Source organism: Streptomyces sp. NPDC050433 (assembly GCF_044458565.1).
GTDB lineage: Bacteria > Actinomycetota > Actinomycetes > Streptomycetales > Streptomycetaceae > Streptomyces.
The window spans coordinates 1-18,689 of record NZ_JBITIB010000033.1; the positions used below are offsets into that span (position 1 = coordinate 1).

Annotated in this window: 16 protein-coding genes; 6 read left to right on the forward strand and 10 right to left on the reverse strand. The window is 70.3% G+C overall.

What is annotated here, in order from left to right; all coding sequences use genetic code 11:
* Positions 1-102 (reverse strand): PHP domain-containing protein (locus tag ACIBLA_RS31200; RefSeq protein ID WP_399200590.1); only part of this gene is annotated, 102 nt, incomplete at its 3' end.
* Between the two features lie 260 nt (positions 103-362).
* Between ACIBLA_RS31200 and ACIBLA_RS31205 the strand changes: the two genes are divergently transcribed.
* The 4 genes from ACIBLA_RS31205 (at position 363) to ACIBLA_RS31220 (ending at position 5,083) form a co-directional block, all read left to right on the forward strand.
* Positions 363-1,697 (forward strand): DUF2252 domain-containing protein, encoded by a 1,335-nt coding sequence (locus ACIBLA_RS31205; protein ID WP_363246504.1) that lies wholly within the window; start codon positions 363-365, stop codon positions 1,695-1,697.
* A gap of 115 nt (positions 1,698-1,812) precedes the next feature.
* Positions 1,813-2,505 carry a hypothetical protein gene (locus ACIBLA_RS31210; protein ID WP_363246503.1) on the forward strand — a complete coding sequence of 231 codons (693 nt, stop codon included), beginning with the start codon at positions 1,813-1,815 and terminating at the stop codon, positions 2,503-2,505.
* A 104-nt stretch (positions 2,506-2,609) separates the two neighbouring features.
* The gene (locus ACIBLA_RS31215; protein ID WP_363246502.1) at positions 2,610-3,425 is read left to right on the forward strand and encodes a DsbA family protein; all 816 of its coding nucleotides are present in this window, start codon (positions 2,610-2,612) and stop codon (positions 3,423-3,425) included.
* Between the two features lie 77 nt (positions 3,426-3,502).
* Positions 3,503-5,083, forward strand: a complete 1,581-nt coding sequence (locus ACIBLA_RS31220) for a serine/threonine-protein kinase (RefSeq protein WP_363246501.1) — start codon at positions 3,503-3,505, stop codon at positions 5,081-5,083.
* A gap of 25 nt (positions 5,084-5,108) precedes the next feature.
* Here ACIBLA_RS31220 and ACIBLA_RS31225 read toward each other — a convergent pair whose 3' ends face one another.
* Entirely contained in the window at positions 5,109-5,681 is a 573-nt protein-coding gene (locus tag ACIBLA_RS31225; RefSeq protein WP_399200555.1) for a dienelactone hydrolase family protein, read from the reverse strand.
* A 44-nt stretch (positions 5,682-5,725) separates the two neighbouring features.
* Here ACIBLA_RS31225 and ACIBLA_RS31230 point away from each other — a divergent pair, with 44 nt between their 5' ends.
* Positions 5,726-6,871 carry a mechanosensitive ion channel family protein gene (locus tag ACIBLA_RS31230; RefSeq protein ID WP_399200557.1) on the forward strand — a complete coding sequence of 382 codons (1,146 nt, stop codon included), beginning with the start codon at positions 5,726-5,728 and terminating at the stop codon, positions 6,869-6,871.
* Between the two features lie 33 nt (positions 6,872-6,904).
* Here ACIBLA_RS31230 and ACIBLA_RS31235 read toward each other — a convergent pair whose 3' ends face one another.
* From ACIBLA_RS31235 to ACIBLA_RS31255, 5 genes are all read right to left on the reverse strand, one after another.
* On the reverse strand, positions 6,905-8,491 hold the full coding sequence (locus ACIBLA_RS31235) for a Na+/H+ antiporter (RefSeq protein WP_363246498.1): 1,587 nt from the start codon (positions 8,489-8,491) through the stop codon (positions 6,905-6,907).
* Between the two features lie 166 nt (positions 8,492-8,657).
* Positions 8,658-9,728: a glycoside hydrolase family 5 protein gene (locus tag ACIBLA_RS31240; RefSeq protein ID WP_399200558.1), complete on the reverse strand. Its 1,071-nt coding sequence runs from the start codon at positions 9,726-9,728 to the stop codon at positions 8,658-8,660.
* Positions 9,729-9,897: 169 nt separating this feature from the next.
* Positions 9,898-10,842: an RluA family pseudouridine synthase gene (locus ACIBLA_RS31245; protein WP_363246496.1), complete on the reverse strand. Its 945-nt coding sequence runs from the start codon at positions 10,840-10,842 to the stop codon at positions 9,898-9,900.
* An 81-nt stretch (positions 10,843-10,923) separates the two neighbouring features.
* Positions 10,924-11,484 carry a signal peptidase II gene (gene lspA / locus ACIBLA_RS31250; protein ID WP_363246495.1) on the reverse strand — a complete coding sequence of 187 codons (561 nt, stop codon included), beginning with the start codon at positions 11,482-11,484 and terminating at the stop codon, positions 10,924-10,926.
* A 58-nt stretch (positions 11,485-11,542) separates the two neighbouring features.
* Complete coding sequence (locus ACIBLA_RS31255; protein ID WP_363246494.1) at positions 11,543-12,358, reverse strand: TraR/DksA C4-type zinc finger protein; 816 nt, start codon at positions 12,356-12,358, stop codon at positions 11,543-11,545.
* A 528-nt stretch (positions 12,359-12,886) separates the two neighbouring features.
* Between ACIBLA_RS31255 and ileS the strand changes: the two genes are divergently transcribed.
* Entirely contained in the window at positions 12,887-16,036 is a 3,150-nt protein-coding gene (ileS, locus tag ACIBLA_RS31260) for an isoleucine--tRNA ligase (protein ID WP_399200559.1), read from the forward strand.
* A 370-nt stretch (positions 16,037-16,406) separates the two neighbouring features.
* Here ileS and ACIBLA_RS31265 read toward each other — a convergent pair whose 3' ends face one another.
* From ACIBLA_RS31265 to ACIBLA_RS31275, 3 genes are all read right to left on the reverse strand, one after another.
* Complete coding sequence (locus ACIBLA_RS31265) at positions 16,407-17,600, reverse strand: DivIVA domain-containing protein (RefSeq protein ID WP_363246491.1); 1,194 nt, start codon at positions 17,598-17,600, stop codon at positions 16,407-16,409.
* A 49-nt stretch (positions 17,601-17,649) separates the two neighbouring features.
* On the reverse strand, positions 17,650-17,946 hold the full coding sequence (locus ACIBLA_RS31270; protein WP_078077796.1) for a YggT family protein: 297 nt from the start codon (positions 17,944-17,946) through the stop codon (positions 17,650-17,652).
* 68 nt (positions 17,947-18,014) lie between these two features.
* Positions 18,015-18,632: a cell division protein SepF gene (locus ACIBLA_RS31275; RefSeq protein ID WP_078077795.1), complete on the reverse strand. Its 618-nt coding sequence runs from the start codon at positions 18,630-18,632 to the stop codon at positions 18,015-18,017.
* Positions 18,633-18,689 lie beyond the last annotated feature (57 nt).

Here is an 18,689-nt window from a genome sequence, read left to right on the forward strand (position 1 = left end):
CATCTCATTGCACGCCTTGAACATGTCCCCCAACCGCGCCGCACCGTCCAGCAGCGAGTACTGGGTGTGGACATGCAGATGCGTGAACGGCGGCTTGGTCACGGCTGAGGCCTCCAGCGAAACGAGCGGACGAGCGAGAGCTGCCCCGGGGGGACAGCCTCGAAGTCTACGACCGCCCACTGACAATCCCGGCGGGCCGGACGGGGTCGCACGAACCTCCGGGTCGACCCGCGCCGGACGGGCACGCACCGGTACGTTCGTGCGTTGCCAGTACTGACGGTGCCGTCGCCCGAGGCGGGTGGCGTGCCCGTTCATCCGCCCAGTCGTCCGCCCCGTTCGTCATGTTCCAGGAGGCACCACCGATGTCGGTCCCGCGCCCGGTCGAAGCCGTTGACCAGCAGCGAGGGGAGGAGATCCTCGACGTGTTCGGCACCGCCTTCGGTGCCCTGCTCGCCGCTGATCCGGCGGCCTTCCAGGTCAAGTTCCGCAAGATGGCCGCCTCCGCCTTCGCCTTCTACCGAGGCACGGCGTGCCTGTTCTACAACGACCTGGCGCGGGAGCGGCACAGCGGTCCGTATGTGGACGAGCGGACGGGCCGGGTCTGGATCCACGGCGATCTGCACGCCGAGAACTTCGGCACGTACATGGACGCGAACGGCCGGCTGATCTTCAATGTCAACGACTTCGACGAGGCCTACGTAGGACCGTTCACCTGGGACCTGAAGCGACTGGCCGCCTCCCTCGCGCTGATCGGCTACACGAAGGCCCTCAGCGACGACCAGATCAGCGAGCTGGTCCGGATCTACGCCACCGCCTACCGCGAGCGGATCCACGCGCTGGCCACCGGCGCGAAGAACGACGAGGTGCCGCCCTTCACGCTGGACACGGCGAGCGGCCCGCTGCTGGACGCGCTGCGGGACGCCCGCTCGCTGACCCGTTTCGCGCTGCTCGACTCGATGACCGAGATCCGCGACTTCGAGCGCCGCTTCGCGCCCGGCGGCGGCTCCATCGAGCTGGACGCCGCCACCCGCTACAAGGTCCTGGCAGCCTTCGACGGCTATCTGGAGACCCTGCCGGAGTCCAGCCTGACCCGCCCCGACTCGTACCGGGTGAAGGACGTGGTGGGACGGCGCGGCATCGGTATCGGTTCGGCGGGCCTGCCCTCGTACAACATCCTGCTGGAGGGCAACAGCGACGCGCTGGAGAACGACGTCGTGATCTACCTCAAGCAGGCGCAGACCCCCGCCGTCTCCCGGCACATCACCGACGAACAGGTGCGCGGCTACTTCCAGCACGAGGGCCACCGCACGGTGATCTCGCAGCGCGCGCTCCAGGCGCACGCCGACCCGTGGCTCGGCTGGACCGAGCTGAACGGCGCGGGCCAGCTGGTCGCCGAGGTCTCCCCGTACGCGGTCGATCTCGACTGGTCCGATCTCGACGACCCGGCCGAGATCGCCGCCGTCGTCGCCGACCTCGGCCGGGCGACGGCCACGATGCACGGGGCGGCGGACGACGAGAGCGGCCACTCGCTGGTGCCGTTCTCCACGGAGCGGGCCATCGACGCGGCGATCGCGGCCGACGAGGAGGGCTTCTCCGAGTTGCTGGTGGAGTTCGCCCACAGCTACGGGGCGCGGGCCCGCTCGGACCACCAGATCTTCGTGGACCTCTTCCGCAACGGGCAGCTCGGCGGCAGCTGACGCGCCCTGACCGGCCCTGACCCGGTCCTCCGCCGCCCACGACCGGCCGGATCCGATCGGGGGCGGCGAAGACCTTAGGGGCCCCTTACACACACTCGTGGCACACTCGGCGACGATGGACATATCGGCGGCACGGCTCAGAGCGCTGCGGGCGGCATTGTTCACGGCTCTGGCCGTGACGCTGTCCGCCGGCTCGCATGTGCTGCTGTCGCGGGCCCCGCTCCCGCTGTCCGTCGTCGCCGTCCTGTGCGCCGTCGTGTTCCCGGTCTCGTACGCCCTCGCGGGCCGCGAACGGGGCTTCTGGCGTATCGCGGCCCTGCTCGTCCCGCTGGAACTGGCCGCGGACACCATCTTCACCACCGGCCAGAACGTCTGTTACGGCCCCGCCGGCGGGCCCGTCGCGGGATCCCTGCGCTCCGTCGGCTTCGACGTCCTGTGCGGCGGCGCCTTCGGCTCCCCGCTGCCCGGCGTCTCGCCCGTGGCCTCACCGGACGGCGCGGCGGCCACCCTGCTGGGCTCGCCCGACCCCGCGCTGCCCTGGCTGCTGCTCGCCACCCATGTCGCGATCGGTCTGCTCGCCTCGCTCTGGCTGCGCCGGGGCGAGGCGGCACTGGCCGGCCTGGTGCGGGCGATCGCCGGCTTCGCCTTCCGGCCGCTGCTGGTCGCGGTCGCCGTGGCCGGCACGGTCCGCCGTACGGTACGGCGCTTCCCGCGCCCCGCCGGCCTCCCGCGCGCCTCCCGCACGCTTCTGTTCGCGCACTCCGTCGGACGACGGGGACCACCGCGCTCGGCCCTTCTCCCGGCCTGAGCACCACGTCGGCAGCCGCTTCCGGCCGCCGTCCGTCCCCGCGTAGCGGCGCAGACCCATCCGCGCCCGCGCGACTCGTTCGACCCCACACGGAGTGACCCACCATGAGCGCACGCAACAGCAACGCCAACAAGGCAGCCGCCCGCGAGCGGCTGCGCGAGCAGCGGGAGCGGCAGGCGAGGAAGGACCGGGCCCGCCGCCAGGTCGTCGTCGCCGGATCGACCGTCGCGATCCTGGCGATCGCCGGAGGCGTCGGATACGGCGTCGTCCAGGCGAACAAGCCCTCGCACTGGGAGGCGGCCAAGGACACCAAGGCCGTCACCGCCCCGAAGAACACCTCCGGCGCGAACGGCACGACCGTCGTCATCGGCAAGCCCGAGGCCAAGAAGACCCTGGAGCTGTACGAGGACTCCCGCTGCCCGATCTGCGCGACGTTCGAGCAGCAGGTCGGCGCCACGATCCAGAAGGACGTCGACGCGGGCAAGTACAAGATCAAGTACATCGGCGCCACGTTCATCGACAACTCGGACAACGGCGAGGGCTCAAAGAACGCGCTGTCCGCGCTGGGCGCCGCGCTCGACGTGAGCCCCGAGGCGTTCTCGGCGTACAAGGCCGCGCTCTACTCGCAGCAGAACCACCCCAGCGAGAGCGACGACAAGTTCGCCGACGACAGCGCCCTGCTCAAGATCGCCGACTCGGTGGACGGGCTCAAGGGCAACGCGGCGTTCAAGAAGAACGTCGAGAACGGCACGTTCGACGCCTGGGCGATGAAGATGTCGGCGACGTTCGACAACAGCGGCGTGGAGGGCACCCCGACGCTCCGGATGGACGGGAAGAAGGTCACGGCGGCGGGCAGCAAGAACGCCCCGATGACCACCCAGGAGTACACGGCGGCGATCACCAAGGCACTCGCCGCGTGACGCCACGCGGTCACCGAGTGGCATCCAAGGCGTAACAGCGTGCGGGCCGCCCCTCGGTGGCCCGTACGCTGAGCCCCATGACCGGGGGCGACGAGTACAGGATCATCGACGGGCGGTTCGAGCTGCTGGAGCGGCTCGGCAGCGGCGGCATGGGCACGGTGTGGCGGGCACGTGACACGGTGCTCCACCGCGAGGTGGCGCTGAAGGAAGTCCGGCCCCCCGACCCCGCGTTGGCGTCGGCGACGCCCGGCGCCGTACACCTGCTGCGGGAGCGAGTACTGCGCGAGGCACGGGCGTTGGCGCGGATCAGCCACCCGCATGTGGTGACGATCCATCACATCGTGGACGTGGGCCCTCATCCATGGATCGTCATGGAGCTGCTGCCGGGCGTCACGCTCCAGGACCGGCTGGCGCGGGGCGTGTCGCACCCCGTGGAGGCGGCCAGGATCGGCCGCCAGGTGCTGTCCGGGCTGCGGGCCGCCCACGCGGTCGGCATCCAGCACCGCGATGTGAAGCCGGCCAACGTCATGCTGCGCGAGGACGGCACCGCGGTGCTCACGGACTTCGGCATCGCGGCTCTCCAGGGCTCGACCTCACTCACGGCGACCGGTGAACTCGTCGGCTCGCCCGAGTACTTCGCCCCCGAGCGCATCCGGGGCCACGACGACGACCCCGCGTCGGACCTGTGGTCGCTGGGGGTGACGCTGTACGTCTGCGTGGAGGGCGTCAGTCCGCTGCGCCGCGCCACGACCCTGGCCACGCTCGCCGCCGTACTGGACGAGCCGGTGCCGCCGCCCGTACGGTCCGGGCCGCTCGCGCCCGTACTGAACGCGCTGCTGGTACGCGACCCCGCCGCGCGGCCCGACGCCGCCCGGCTGGATCAGATGCTGGCCCAGGTCGAGTCGGGCGCCGCACCGGACTGGGCGCTGCCGACCCTCAACGCCGCCGTGCCTCCGCCGCAGCCGCCACCGCCCGCCGACCCGCAGCGGGCGGCGGAGGACAGGGCCGCCGCCCCGACGCGGCGTCAGCCCGCGGCTCCCGAACGGAGCGGCCGTACGCCCGTGGTCATCGCCGCGGTCGCCACGGCCGTCGCGCTCGTGGCGGCGACCGCGCTGGTCTTCGCACTCCGGGACGATTCCGGCTCGCCGTCCGAGGGGAAGGGCGGTGAGACGAGCGGCGGGACGAGCAGTCCCTCCGGCGAGGCTTCGACGGAGGCGCCGGACACGGCGGACGGGCCGTCGCCCGGCCCGGACCGGGCGACGCCCTCGGCGACACCGGACAAGGACGACAGCGGCAGCGACGACGAGCCGTCGGGCGACGACCTCACCGGCAACTGGGTCGCGCAGCTCGCCTCCACGGAGAAGTCCGCGGGCACCGGCGCCCGCGACAAGCAGGCGGCGGCGCTGCGCGGCAAGGGCATCGCCAACGCCCGGTACCTGGACAGCGACGACCACGCCTCGCTGACGTCGGGCTACTGGATGTTCTACGTCTCCGGCTTCAACAGCGGCTCGCACGCCGTCGCCTGGTGCCGCACCCGCGGCCTCGACACGAACAGCACCTGTGTGGGCCGCTACATCAGCGACGCCGCGACCGACCGGCAGTACCTCTGCAGCCCGACGCCGGACGGCGGCACCACGGGCCGCTGCACACGCGACTGAACACCCGCCGGAACACCCACCGCTGTCAGGCCAGCGAGTCGATGAACGCCAGCCCCGTGCGCCAGGTCTGCTCGGCGGCCGACTCGTCGTAGTCCGGCAGGTCCGGGTCGGTGTAGAGATGCCCGACGCCCCGGTACCGGTAGATCTCCACGTCGGCCCCGATCTGGCGCATACGCGGATACCAGGTGTTCAGCCAGTCGTGCGGCTCGGACACGTCCGGGTCGGCGACATGCAGTTGTACGGGCAGGTCGTCCACGGACGCGTTCGCGGCGATGTCCGACGTGCCGTGCATCAGCAGCAGCCCGCGGGCCTTCGAGTCCCCCAGCGCCAGCGTCTGGGCGACGGCCCCGCCGAAGGAGAATCCCGCGTACACCAGACCGCGCTCCGAGTAGGGTGCCACGGCGAGGACGGCGCGCCTGAGCAGTTCGTCCGAGCCGATCTTCTCCTTGAGGTCCCTGCCCTCCTCGGCACTCCCGGCGGTTTGGCCCTCGAAGAGGTCGGGCACGTGCACGTGGTGTCCGGCTGCGCGCAGCCGTTCGGCCCCCGCGTGCACGGCCGGGCGCAGCCCGTGGACCGAATGAAAGAGAACGACGTCCATCCGCCCATCCTGCCAGGTGGGCCCCCTCGTCCGAATCCGGAGCCATGGAGAACGTACTGCGACCCTTGACCGTGCTGGGTGGCGCGGTCGTCCTGACACTGCTGCTCGGCTGGGTCGTCGACCTGCTGCTGCGCCGCGCCGACGCCCGGCACCCGGAAACCCCGCTGTGGGGACTGCTGCGGCGCTGCCGGCTGCCGCTCCAGGTCGTCGTCCTCACCGCGCTGCTGTGCGCGGCGTACCGCGAGACCGGGTGGTGGATCGTCGAGAACCACGAGTCGGGTATCGGCCGCGTGCTGACCCTGATCCTGATCGGCTCCGGCGCCTGGCTGGTCGTACGCATCGTGTCGGCCGCCGTGGAGTCGACGTACGCCCGCTACGCGACCTCGGCACGCGACCGTGCGAAGCTCCGCCGGGTCCGTACGCAGGTGACGCTGATCATGCGGATCGTGACGGCCGTGGTGATCGTGGTGGCGGTCGCGGCGATCCTGCTCACCTTCCCCAGCATGCGGACGATCGGTACGTCGATGCTCGCCTCCGCGGGCATCATCGGCATCGTCGCCGGTGTCGCCGCGCAGTCCACGCTCGGCAATCTCTTCGCCGGCTTCCAGATCGCCTTCGGCGACATGGTGCGGATCGGCGACACGGTCGTGGTGGACGGCGAATGGGGTGTGGTCGAGGAGGTCACGCTCACCTTCCTCGCCGTACGGACCTGGGACGAGCGCCGGATCACGATGCCGGTGTCGTACTTCACGAGCAAGCCGTTCGAGAACTGGTCGCGCGGCGGGGTGCAGATGACGGGCACGGTCTTCCTCCAGCTCGACCACTCGGCGCCGGTCAACCTGATGCGCGAGAAGCTGCACGAGATCCTTCAGGAGTGCGCGGCCTGGGACGGCCGGGACTGGAGTCTGGCCGTCACCGACACCACCGCGAGCACCATCGAGGTGCGGGCCGTCGTCACGGCGAAGGACGCGGACGACATCTGGACGGCGCGCTGTGCGGTGCGGGAGCAGCTGATCGCGTGGCTGGCCGACGAGCATCCGTACGCGCTGCCGCGGATCGCCACCGCACAGGCGGCGGTGCTGCCGGCCGGCGGGCGGAACGGCGCCGTGGGGCACAGCGGGCAGCACCACGAACCCGATCCGGCGGTGACGGAGAACGCCGACGGGGACCCGCGCACCGGCCGGGGCTGAGACCCACGGCGGAGACCGCCGGCGGCGAAAGCGTCACCGCATGCTGCGTACGTCCAGATACCTGAGCACCCGGTCCACCACTTCCGGGTTCGCGTTCGGTTCGCTGCGCGCCGCAAGGACCTCGTGCCGGGCCGCCGACATCATCTCGCGCTGGATCCGCTGTGTGGTCCTGACCCGTTGGCTGCGCTTGGCGAACCAGTCGCGCCGCTCGTCGTCCACCACGTCCGGACTGATCCGGGCCCCGATGTCGAACGCCCCGCGGGCCAGCCGCTCGCTCAGCTCCTCGGGCAGGTCCTCGACCTCCTCGATCTCCTTGAGGCGGCGCTTGGCGGCCTTGGCGGCGCGTACGGCCAGTACGTGCTCGAAGCCGCGTTCGGCCTCGGTGTCGGCCCGTACGCCGAGGCGTTTCACCAGCCACGGCAGGGTGAGTCCCTGGAAGACGAGCGTCGTCAGGATGACGGCGAAGGCGATGAAGATGATCACGTCACGGCCGGGGAAGGGCGCCCCGTCGTCGGTCTTCAGCGGGATGGCCAGCGCCAGCGCGACCGAGGCCACCCCGCGCATCCCGGCCCACCACATGACGACGGTCTCGCGCCAGCTGACGGGGATCTCCTCGTCGTAGTCCCGGAGTTTGTGCAGCCGCTTGGTGACCCACACCGCGGGGAGCAGCCACAGCAGTCGTACGCCGACGACGACCCCGACGACGACGGCCGACCAGCCGAGCGTCTCCCCCAGGTGGCCGTCCGCCCGGCCGAAGGCGCTGTGCAGTTCGAGCCCGATGAGGCCGAAGGCGATGCCGGTGACGAGGATGTCGATGATCTCCCAGAAGGTGTTCCCGGCGAGCCGTCCCATCACGTCGTCGGCGTCGGCGGTGTGCTCGGCGAGGAAGAGTGCGGTGGTCAGGACTGCCAGGACGCCGGAGCCGTGCAACTCCTCCGCGAGTACGTAGCTGACGAACGGCACCAGAAGGCTCAGCCCGACCTGGAGGGGCGCGTCGCCGAGCATCGCCATGACCTTGTTCGAGAGCCAGGCGAGCGCGACTCCCACGGCGACGGCGACCACGGCGGAGAGCACCAGCGTCCCGGCCGCGTCCGACCAGGAGAACGTGCCGCCGACCACCGCGGCGACGGCCACGTGGTAGAGCACGATCGCCGTGACGTCGTTGAACAGCCCCTCGCCCTCCAGGATGGAGATGAGCCGCCGGGGCAGTCCCAGGGATCCGGCGACGGCGGTCGCGGCGACCGGGTCGGGCGGTGCGACGAGCGCGCCGAGGACGAACGCGGCGGCCAGCGGCAGTCCGGGGACGACGGAGTTGGCCACGCTCGCCACGGCCGCCATGGTGACGAAGACCAGCGCCACGGCGAGCAGGAAGATCGGCCGCCGGTTGGCGGTGAACTGCCGCCAGGAGGTTCGCTGTACGGCCGCGTACAGCAGGGGCGGCAGCAGCAGCGGAAGGATCAGGTCCGGCGGTACGTCGATGTTCGGTACGAAGGGCGGCAGGGCCAGCACGATCCCGAGGAGGGTCATCAGCACCGGCGACGGCAGATTGAGCCGCTCCCCGAGAGGCACCGTCACCACGGCGCCCAGCAACAGCACGAGCAGCAGCGCCAACTGGGCCACGGTGCGCCCTCCGGAGTCGTGAGCCCTGACGATCAAGGCCTCTCAACCCTGCCACGCACACGGGCGGATACCGCCGAGGCACCGCTCCTCGCGGCCCGCTTGCGGACCGCGAGGAGACGTTGTTCCGGCGGCGCGACGCCGCCGACCGCCGGCGCCGCCGTGACCGCTACTCGCGGATCCGGTCCCGGATCCAGACCCCGGCCTCCTTGAGCACGCCGGTGCCCGAGAAGTTGCCCGCGTTGCAGGAGCCTTCCTTGAAGACGGCTCCGGAGCGGTGGTCGTCGGAGTAGTTCCAGTTGGTCCAGGAGATGTTCTTCCGCTTCATCAGGTCGAGGAAGCGCTGTGACTGGCCGAAGTCGTTGGCGCCCTCGCCCGCGTAGTTCTGGGTGCCGAACTCGGTGACGAAGACGGGCAGTCGGTCCGACGCCCGGTCGAGCGCCGCCAGGTACTCGTCCCGGTGCGACGCCGCGTAGAAGTGGAAGGTGTACATGATGTTGGAGGCGTTCACCGGGTTGTTGACGACCTCCTTCTCGTCGGCGCCGTCCGAGACGCCGAACGAGGACCAGGCACGGGTGCCGACGAGGACGACGGCGTCGGGGTCCTGGGCCCGGATGACCGGAATGATCTGCTCGGCGTACGACTTGACGGTCCCCCAGCTCACGTCGGACGGCTCGTTGGCGATCTCGTAGAGGACGCCGGGGCTGTCCTTGTACTTCTTCGCCATGGCGGTGAAGAAGGTCTTCGCGCGCTCCAGGTTGAAGTTGGGGTCGCCGGGACTGAGCATGTGCCAGTCGATGACGGCGTACATCCCGCGCTGGTTCGCGCCGTCCACGAACTTCTGGGCGAGCGCGGTGAAGCGCTGCGGGTCGGTCTCGTAGCCGCCCTCCTGTACGTATGTGGAGACGCGCAGCACATCGGCGCGCCACTCGTTCGCGAGGACGTCGAGCGAGCCGTCGGTGACGCACTGGGCGTACCACTGGGTGCCGTGCGTGCTCATGCCGCGCAACTGCACTGCCTGGCCCTGGCTGTTGCAGAGTCGGGTGCCGCAGACCTTGAGCTGGCCGTTGTCGCCGATGGGGGAGGCGGCACCGGCGGGTGCGGCCGTGCCGGTGGGTGCGGTGGCCGCGCCTGCCCTCATGGGGGACAGCATGGCGGTGACGACGCCGAGTGCGGAGAGGGCGAGGAGTGTCTTACGGCCGCGGCGTCCTCGAAGACGGGAGGTGGGGCGCTGGGACATGGGGGTGGTGCTCCCTTCGGGTGGGGTCCGGTGCGGGAGTTCGGCTGTCAGTGGCATGACAGCAAGTGAGTGAAAGTTAAGGTTGTTTCCAATCACCGTCAAGAGTGTTGGGAAAGTTTCCTAACGATTGACGCGCGAAGGCGCCGGCGCAACGCCGCGGCGCGGGTGGTCAGGCGTTGCTCTCGGCGCGCACCTTGTCCAGGGCGCTCTGGAGATCGTCCGGGTACGTGCTCTCGAACTCCACCCAGCGGCCGTCCGACGGGTGCTCGAACCCCAGCTTCATCGCGTGCAGCCACTGCCGGGTCAGCCCGAGGCGCTTGGCCAGCGTCGGATCGGCGCCGTACGTCAGATCGCCCACGCACGGGTGGCGATGGGCCGCCATGTGCACCCGGATCTGGTGCGTACGGCCCGTCTCCAGCTTGATGTCCAGCAGCGAGGCGGACCGGAAGGCCTCGATCAGGTCGTAGTGCGTGACCGACGGCTTGCCCTCGGCGGTCACGGCGAACTTGTAGTCATGGTTCGGATGCCGCCCGATCGGCGCGTCGATCGTGCCGCTCATCGGGTCCGGATGTCCCTGCACCAGCGCGTGGTAGCGCTTGTCGACAATCCGCTCCTTGAACTGCGCCTTGAGCGAGGTGTACGCGCGCTCCGACTTGGCCACGGCCATCAGCCCGGACGTGCCGACATCGAGGCGGTGCACGACGCCCTGCCGCTCGGCGGCGCCGGACGTCGAGACGCGGTAGCCGGCGGCGGCGAGACCGCCGATGACGGTCGTGCCGGTCCAGCCGGGGCTCGGGTGCGCGGCCACGCCGACCGGCTTCACGACCACGACGATGTCGTCGTCGTCGTACACGATCTCCATGCCCTCGACCGGCTCCGCCACGACGCGCACGGGAGCGGCGGGCGCCGGCATCTCCACCTCGAGCCAGGCGCCGCCCCGCACCCGTTCGGACTTGGCGACCACGGCGCCGTCGACCTGCACCTTCCCGGCGGCGGCCAGCTCGGCCGCCTTCGTACGGGAGAACCCGAACATCCGGGCGATGGCGGCGTCGACGCGCTCGCCCTCAAGGCCATCGGGAACGGGCAGGGTGCGGATATCGGGAACGGTGCTCACCCGACGAGTATGCCTTGCCCGCACCGCTCGACCGCCCACGGACAGCGTGCACGGCCTCTGGGCGGGACCCGGTCGACGTGGTCAGTCGCGGTGGACGGTCCCGTCGGGGTCGAGCCCCCGGAAGGAAAGGATCACGATCAGGAAGCCACCACAGACGATCGCGGAGTCGGCGAGATTGAACACCGCGAAGTTCGCCGGCGCGATGAAGTCCACGACGGCGCCCTTGAACACTCCGGGATCGCGGAAGATCCGGTCGGTCAGATTGCCGAGCGCCCCGCCGAGCAGCAGACCGAGCGCGAAGGCCCACGGCCCGCTGTAGAGCTTGCGGGCCAGCCTCGCGATCACCACGATCACGGTCGCCGCGACGAACGTGAAGAAGACGGTGTACGCCTCGCCGATACCGAAGGCCGCGCCCGCGTTGCGCACCGCCTCGAACCTCAGCAGATCACCGATCACCTGGATCGGCTCGTGGTGCTCCAGCTTCGCCACCACGAGCATCTTGCTGCCGAGGTCGAGCAGATAGGCGACCAGTGCCACGGAGAAAAGCGCGACGATCTTGCGCTTTCCCCGGACCGGCTCGGCGGGAGCCGCGCCCTCGTCGTCAACATCTGGCGTACCGATGACGCGCTCCGCCTCTGCCACGTGAGTCCCTCAAGTTAGATCCCGACTAGGGACGAGGGTACGGCACACACGTACGGTCTCAGCCGCGCCTTTCCTGCTTCTGCTTGTCCTCGACACACAGCGTGGCCCGCGGGAACGCCTGCATCCTGGCCTTGCCGATCGGCTTGCCGCAGACCTCGCAGAGACCGTACGTACCGGCGTCCAGGCGCAGCAGCGCACGCTCCGTCTGCTCCACCATCTCGCGGGCGTTCGCGGCGAGGGACATCTCGTGTTCGCGGGTGATGTTCTTGGTGCCGGTGTCGGCGTCGTCGTCACCCGCGCCGTCGCCGGAGTCCCGCATCAGGCCGGCGAGCGCCTGCTCCGAGGAGGAGATCTCGGCGTTCAGCCGGGCCGCCTCGCTCTCCAGACCGGCCCGCGCCTCGGCGACCTCCTCCGCCGTCCACGGGTCCTCGCCGGGCCGTACGGCGAGCTCCCCGGCCGGGGTGACGCCGCGCACGGGTGGCACCGCGGTCGCCGTGCCTCCTGTGGCCGCCGCCGGCCGCTTACCCGCTGTCTTCTTCGCTGCCACCGTCTTGGCTCCCGTCTGTTCCGCGGCCTCGGCCGCCCCCTCGACCGCGGACGCGGCCTTTTTCGCGGCCTTCTTGGCGGCGGCCTTCTTACGAGGCGCCGCCTTCTTCGCCGCGGTCTTCTTCGCAGGTGCCTGGTGCTCCGGCTCGGCCGCGGCGGTCTCCTCCGCGGCCGGTGCGTGCGTCGCCGGTCTCTCTCGCTCCGGTGCCTTCGTCGCCGGCGTCTTCTTGGCAGCGGCCTTCTTGGCGGCTGACTTCTTCACAGCCGCTTTCTTGGCCGCTGTCTTCTTCGCGGCTGTTTTCTTCGCGGCGGTCTTCTTCGCCACCATGGCCGCGTCCCCTTCACATTTTGTGATCTTGCACGCGAGTCGTGCTGGGACGATAAATCGACACCAGCCACGCGGCAACGGGGCACGCCGCCGGTGAGACCCGCCTCCGCCGGTGGCAAGGCGAGCCTCCATCGGTTGTGCCCAGCTCCCCGCCGGGTAATCCGCCGCGGAGGTCGTCCGGGGAACTCCACGGGGCCCGCCGGACCATTCGGGTCAGCGGCGGGGCCATGCGGCGGGGCCGTACACTGGCCCCAGCGAGAGGCGTGGATGGGGACGAGTAGCTCCGAGAGCGGCCATGAGCGACCCGGGGACGGTGTGAGCCCGGGGGCACGGGCGGAGTGAAGCATCACCCCGGAGCCGCCGGAAGAAAGCCCTGGCAGTACGCGGGGTGAGTAGACCCGGCAGCGCGACCCCAATGAGGGGGCCGAGGGCGGCCACGCCCGGGGCCAAGGAGGGTGGTACCGCGGGGGCCCAGGGCTCTCGTCCCTCCGACGGAGATGTCGCAGTTCCGTTGGAGGAGTTTCGTCCATGACGCCACCGCAGTACAGCCAGGTGCCCGCCCAGGTCGACCTGCCCGCGCTGGAGCACGCCGTGCTCGCCTTCTGGCGCGAGAACAAGGTCTTCGACAAGAGCCTCGCGCAGTCCGAGGGCCGCCCCGAGTGGGTCTTCTACGAAGGCCCGCCGACCGCCAACGGCATGCCCGGCGCGCACCACATCGAGGCCCGCGTCTTCAAGGACGTCTTCCCGCGCTTCCGTACGATGCGCGGCTACCACGTCGCGCGGAAGGCCGGCTGGGACTGTCACGGCCTGCCGGTGGAGATCGCCGTCGAGAAGGAGCTGGGCTTCGCCGGCAAGCAGGACATCGAGAAGTACGGCATCGCGGAGTTCAACGACAAGTGCCGCGAGTCCGTGACCCGGCACACCGACGCGTTCGCCGAACTGACGACGCGCATGGGCTACTGGGTCGATCTGGACGACGCGTACCAGACGATGAACCCGGAGTACATCGAATCCGTCTGGTGGTCGTTGAAGGAGATCTTCAACAAGGGCCTGCTCGTCCAGGACCACCGCGTCGCCCCCTGGTGCCCGCGCGACCAGACGAGCCTGTCGGACCACGAGCTGGCGCAGGGCTACGAGACGATCGTCGACCCCTCGGTCTTCGTCCGCTTCCCGCTGACCTCCGGGCCGCTGGCGGGCGATGCGGCGCTGCTCGTCTGGACGACCACCCCCTGGACCCTGGTGTCCAACACGGCGGTCGCCGCCCACCCCGACGTCACGTACGTCGTCGCGACGAACGGCACCGAGAAGCTCGTCGTCGCCGAGCCGCTGGTGGAGAAGGCGCTCGGTGAGGACGGCTGGGAACTGACCGGCGAGCGCTTCACGGGCCGCGAGATGGAGCGCTGGACGTACGAGCGCCCGTTCGCGCTCGTCGCCTTCCCGGAGGGCTCTGAGGCGCACTACGTCGTCAACGCGGCGTACGTGACGACGGAGGACGGTACAGGTCTGGTCCACCAGTCCCCCGCGTTCGGCGCGGACGACCTGGTGGTCTGCAACGCGTACGGCCTGCCGATGGTGAACCCGGTGCGCCCCGACGGCACGTTCGAGGAGGACCTGCCGCTGGTCGGCGGCGTCTTCTTCAAGAAGGCCGACGAAGCGCTCACCGCCGACCTGGACGCGCGCGGGCTGCTGTTCCGCCACGTGCCGTACGAGCACAGCTACCCGCACTGCTGGCGCTGCCACACGGCCCTGCTCTACTACGCGCAGCCGTCCTGGTACATCCGTACAACCGCCGTCAAGGACCGCCTCCTTGAGGAGAACGAGAAGACCAACTGGTTCCCGGACTCGGTCAAGCACGGCCGGTACGGCGACTGGCTGAACAACAACGTCGACTGGTCCCTGTCCCGCAACCGCTACTGGGGCACCCCGCTGCCCATCTGGACGTGCGAGGACGGGCACCTCACCTGTGTGGGCTCGCGCGCCGAACTGACCGAGCTGAGCGGCGCGGACCAGTCGTCGCTCGACCCGCACCGCCCGTTCATCGACGCGGTGACCTTCCCCTGCCCGACCTGCGGAGAGACCGCGACGCGCGTCCCCGAGGTCATCGACGCCTGGTACGACTCCGGTTCGATGCCGTTCGCGCAGTGGGGGTATCCGTACAAGAACAAGGACCTCTTCGAGAAGCGCTACCCCGCACAGTTCATCTCGGAGGCCATCGACCAGACACGCGGCTGGTTCTACACGCTGATGGCCGTCGGCACTCTTGTCTTCGACAAGTCGAGTTACGAGAACGTGGTCTGCCTCGGGCACATCCTCGCCGAGGACGGCCGGAAGATGTCCAAGCACCTGGGCAACATCCTCCAGCCGATCCCGCTCATGGAGCAGCACGGCGCCGACGCGGTGCGCTGGTTCATGGCGGCGGGCGGCTCGCCCTGGGCCGCGCGGCGGGTCGGTGACACGACGATCCAGGAGGTCGTCCGCAAGACGCTGCTGACCTACTGGAACACGGTCGCCTTCCAGGCCCTGTACGCGCGCACGACCGGCTGGGCGCCGTCCGCGGCCGACCCGGCGCCGGCCGAGCGGCCCGTGCTCGACCGCTGGCTGCTGAGCGAGCTGCACGCGCTGGTCGACCAGAGCACGAAGGCGATGGACGCGTACGACACCCAGCGGATCGGCAAGCTGCTGTCGGCGTTCGTCGACGACCTGTCCAACTGGTACGTACGCCGCTCACGCCGGCGCTTCTGGCAGGGCGACAAGGCGGCCCTGCGCACACTCCACGAGGTCGTCGAGACCGTCACCCGGCTGATGGCGCCCATCACCCCGTTCATCACCGAGCGGGTCTGGCAGGACATGATCGTCCCGGTCACGCCCGACGCGCCGGAGTCGGTGCACCTCTCGACCTGGCCCGAGGCCGACCTGTCGGCGATCGACCCCGCGCTGTCCCGGCAGATGGCGCTGGTACGGCGACTGGTGGAGCTGGGCCGCGCGACGCGGGCCGAGTCGGGCGTGAAGACGCGCCAGCCGCTGTCCCGCGCGCTGGTGGCTGCGACGGGCTTCGAGACACTGTCGCCCGAACTGCGCGCGCAGATCACGGAGGAGCTGAACGTCTCGTCGCTGGCGTCGCTCGCGGAGGTCGGCGGCTCGCTGGTCGACACGACGGCGAAGGCCAACTTCCGGGCGCTGGGCAAGCGTTTCGGCAAGGGGGTCCAGGCGGTGGCGAAGGCGGTCGCCGACGCGGACGCGGCGGCGCTCTCCGCGGCGCTGCGTGACGCCGGCACGGCGTCGGTCACGGTCGACGGCGAACCGGTCTCGCTGGCCCCGGACGAGGTGATCATCACGGAGACGCCCCGCGAGGGCTGGTCGGTCGCGTCCGACTCGGGTGCGACGGTGGCGCTGGACCTTGAGATCACCCCGGAACTGCGCCTCGCCGGCCTGGCCCGCGACGCGATCCGCCTGATCCAGGAGGCCCGCAAGAACAGCGGCCTGGACGTCGCGGACCGTATCGCCGTGCGCTGGTCGACGACGACGGACGAGACGCGGGCGGCGCTGTCGACGCACACGTCGCTGATCTCGGACGAGGTCCTGGCCCTGGAATTCACCCCGTCCCCACCGGACGCGACGTTCGGCCCGGCGTTCACGGACGAGGGCCTGTCACTGACGTTCCACCTCCGGAAGGTCTGACGGCGCGGGGGGCGGGGGCAAGCCCCCGGCCCCCCCCAACTACCGCCCAGGCAACGACCCACCAGTGCGAAGCTGCACCGCCGCACGGTCCCACCCCCGGTGGGCCCAAGGCCCCACCGCACAGCGACGAACAAGCACCCCGGCCCGCGCCCGCCAGGGCATCGGACCCAAGTCGCCGTCGCGCAGCGGCTGGCGGTCGCGGGGCGCAGGGGGTCCGGGGGCCCTGCCCCCGGTTTCGGGAAGGGGCGGGGTGGGGGAACTGCACGCGCAGCGACCCGCATGCGAAAAGGGCCGGGCCCGGGGTGCGATACCCCGGGCCCGGCCCTTCAGCCTGCCGACGGCTGTGCGCGGCTCCCGCGCCCCACACCCGTCAGTTGTCGTCCTCGTCGATCAGGAACCCCCGCATCGGCGACGGCGCCTGCTGCATCGGCTGCATGGGCTGCGGCGCCTGCGGCCGTACCGGTGCCATCGGCTGGGTCATCGCCGGGGACATCTGCTGCTGGTTGCCGTACGACGGTGCGCCCGACGAGGGGCCGTGCCCACCACCCATGGACGGGTTGCCACCCATGGTGTGACCCATCGCGCCCGCACCGGCCGACGCCATGGACGGCGACGGCGGCAGCGAGGCCGCGGCCGGCGTACGCGGCGGGGCCAGCGAGTCGTCCGCCTGGGTCTCCAGCTGACGCAGCTGGCTCTCCAGGTAGGACTTCAGCCGCGTCCGGTACTCGCGCTCGAAGCCACGCAGGTCTTCGACCTTGCGCTCCAGCGTCGCGCGTGCGGACTCCAGGGAGCCCATCGCCACGCGGTGCTTCTCCTGCGCGTCCCGCTCAAGGGCGTCCGCCTTCGCACGGGCGTCCCGCTCCAGACCCTCGGCACGCGAACGCGCTTCACCGACGATCTTGTTGGCCTCGGAACGGGCCTCCGCGATCGCCTGGTCGGCGGTCTGCTGCGCCAGCGAGAGCACACGCGCCGCGCTGTCGCCGCCGGGGCCGCCCTGACCGGGCTGCGGGCCGTGCCCCATGGGGCCGCCCATCGGGCCACCCATGGGACCGCCCTGCATCTGGCCACCGGGCCCACCGGGCATCTGGCCCTGCATCGGACCACCCTGCATCTGACCCTGCATGGGGCCGCCCTGCATGGGACCGGGACCGTGCTGACCCTGCGGACCGGGACCGTGGCCGGGGTGTCCACCCGGGCCGGGACCATGTCCGCCGGGGCCGGCGGGAAGTTGCGGGGGGCCACCGGGCAGTTGGGGCTGGCCCATCTGCGGGGGCTGCTGCTGTACCGGCGGTCCGGATATGGCGGCGGGGACGGGCGCACCGGGCCTGTCCTGCTGCTCCGGCGGCTTGCGCATCCCCTGCTGCTGTTGCTGCTGCTGGTTCTGCGCGGCGGCACGCGTCGCGGCGGCCAGCTTGGCGCGCAGATCCTCGTTCTCGCGCAGCAGGCGCGTCAGTTCGGCCTCGACCTCGTCTAGGAAGGCATCGACCTCGTCCTCGTCGTAGCCTTCTCGGAGGCGGACGGTCGTGAACTGCTTGTTCCGCACGTCCTCGGGGGTCAACGGCATCTCTTCTTCACCTCTACGTAGTCGTCGGCAGTCGGCAAGACCGTATCGTTCACATTGCCCTCGCAAGGCCGCTTACGACCGAAATGAGGATGTACACGATGATCATCAGAACGAAGAAGGACAGGTCGAGTGCCACGCCCCCGAGACGCAGCGGCGGAATGAACCGCCGCAGAAGCTTGAGCGGTGGATCGGTGACAGTGTAGGTGGCCTCCAGAACGACCACCATCGCCTTGCCGGGCTGCCATGAGCGGGCGAATTGGAAGACATAGTCCATGACCAGCCGGAAGATCAGCACGATGAGGAAGCACACCAGCGCGATGTAGACCACCTGTAGCGCAACGCTCATCCCGCGCTTCCCTCTCCCCTGGCTTCTCTGGTCCGGCCTCGCGGCCGGGTCGTTCCCGGTGTCGAATCTCAGCTCTGGTTGAAGAACCCGCCCTCTGCGATTCGGGCCTTGTCCTCCGCCGTGACATCGACGTTAGCAGGCGACAACAGGAACACCTTCTGCGTCACGCGCTCAATGCTGCCATGGAGACCGAAGACTAGTCCCGCGGCAAAGTCGACAAGTCGCTTCGCATCGGTGTCGTCCATCTCGGTCAAGTTCATGATCACCGGGGTGCCTTCGCGGAAGTGTTCCCCGATGGTACGGGCCTCGTTGTAGGTCCGCGGGTGCAGTGTGGTGATGCGGTAGGGCTCTCGTTCGGAGACGACCTTGGGCATGATCACTGGTGCGTTCTTCTCCAGGCTGGGGCGTTCAGGTGTGATGGATGCCACGGGGGCGATTCGGGCAGGACGTCCACTTTCTGCCGCTACCGGCACCGGTTGACGCTCCCGTTCACGCTGCGGAGGAGGCTGCACCACTCGTACCGGTTCGTCCCGTTCGACCTGGCGCACCGGCTGGTGGCGCCGGTGTTCACGCTCGGGTTCGGGCTCGGGTTCGAAGTCGTCATCGGGGTCGAAACCCCGGCCGTCGTACCCATCGTCCTCCACGAGGCCGAGGTAGACCGCCATCTTGCGCATCGCGCCGGCCATGCTCTGAGTCCTCCGCTCTGTGGTGGATCGGCCTCGTCACCAAGTGCCCTCGATCCA

Coding starts and splice junctions, on each gene's coding strand:
- ACIBLA_RS31205 (WP_363246504.1), top strand. CDS start 363: ATGTCGGTCCCGCGCCCGGTCGAAGCCGTTGACCAGCAGCGAGGGGAG.
- ACIBLA_RS31210 (WP_363246503.1), top strand. CDS start 1,813: ATGGACATATCGGCGGCACGGCTCAGAGCGCTGCGGGCGGCATTGTTC.
- ACIBLA_RS31215 (WP_363246502.1), top strand. CDS start 2,610: ATGAGCGCACGCAACAGCAACGCCAACAAGGCAGCCGCCCGCGAGCGG.
- ACIBLA_RS31220 (WP_363246501.1), top strand. CDS start 3,503: ATGACCGGGGGCGACGAGTACAGGATCATCGACGGGCGGTTCGAGCTG.
- ACIBLA_RS31225 (WP_399200555.1), bottom strand. CDS start 5,681: ATGGACGTCGTTCTCTTTCATTCGGTCCACGGGCTGCGCCCGGCCGTG.
- ACIBLA_RS31230 (WP_399200557.1), top strand. CDS start 5,726: ATGGAGAACGTACTGCGACCCTTGACCGTGCTGGGTGGCGCGGTCGTC.
- ACIBLA_RS31240 (WP_399200558.1), bottom strand. CDS start 9,728: ATGTCCCAGCGCCCCACCTCCCGTCTTCGAGGACGCCGCGGCCGTAAG.
- ACIBLA_RS31255 (WP_363246494.1), bottom strand. CDS start 12,358: ATGGTGGCGAAGAAGACCGCCGCGAAGAAAACAGCCGCGAAGAAGACA.
- ileS (WP_399200559.1), top strand. CDS start 12,887: ATGACGCCACCGCAGTACAGCCAGGTGCCCGCCCAGGTCGACCTGCCC.
- ACIBLA_RS31265 (WP_363246491.1), bottom strand. CDS start 17,600: ATGCCGTTGACCCCCGAGGACGTGCGGAACAAGCAGTTCACGACCGTC.
- ACIBLA_RS31270 (WP_078077796.1), bottom strand. CDS start 17,946: ATGAGCGTTGCGCTACAGGTGGTCTACATCGCGCTGGTGTGCTTCCTC.
- ACIBLA_RS31275 (WP_078077795.1), bottom strand. CDS start 18,632: ATGGCCGGCGCGATGCGCAAGATGGCGGTCTACCTCGGCCTCGTGGAG.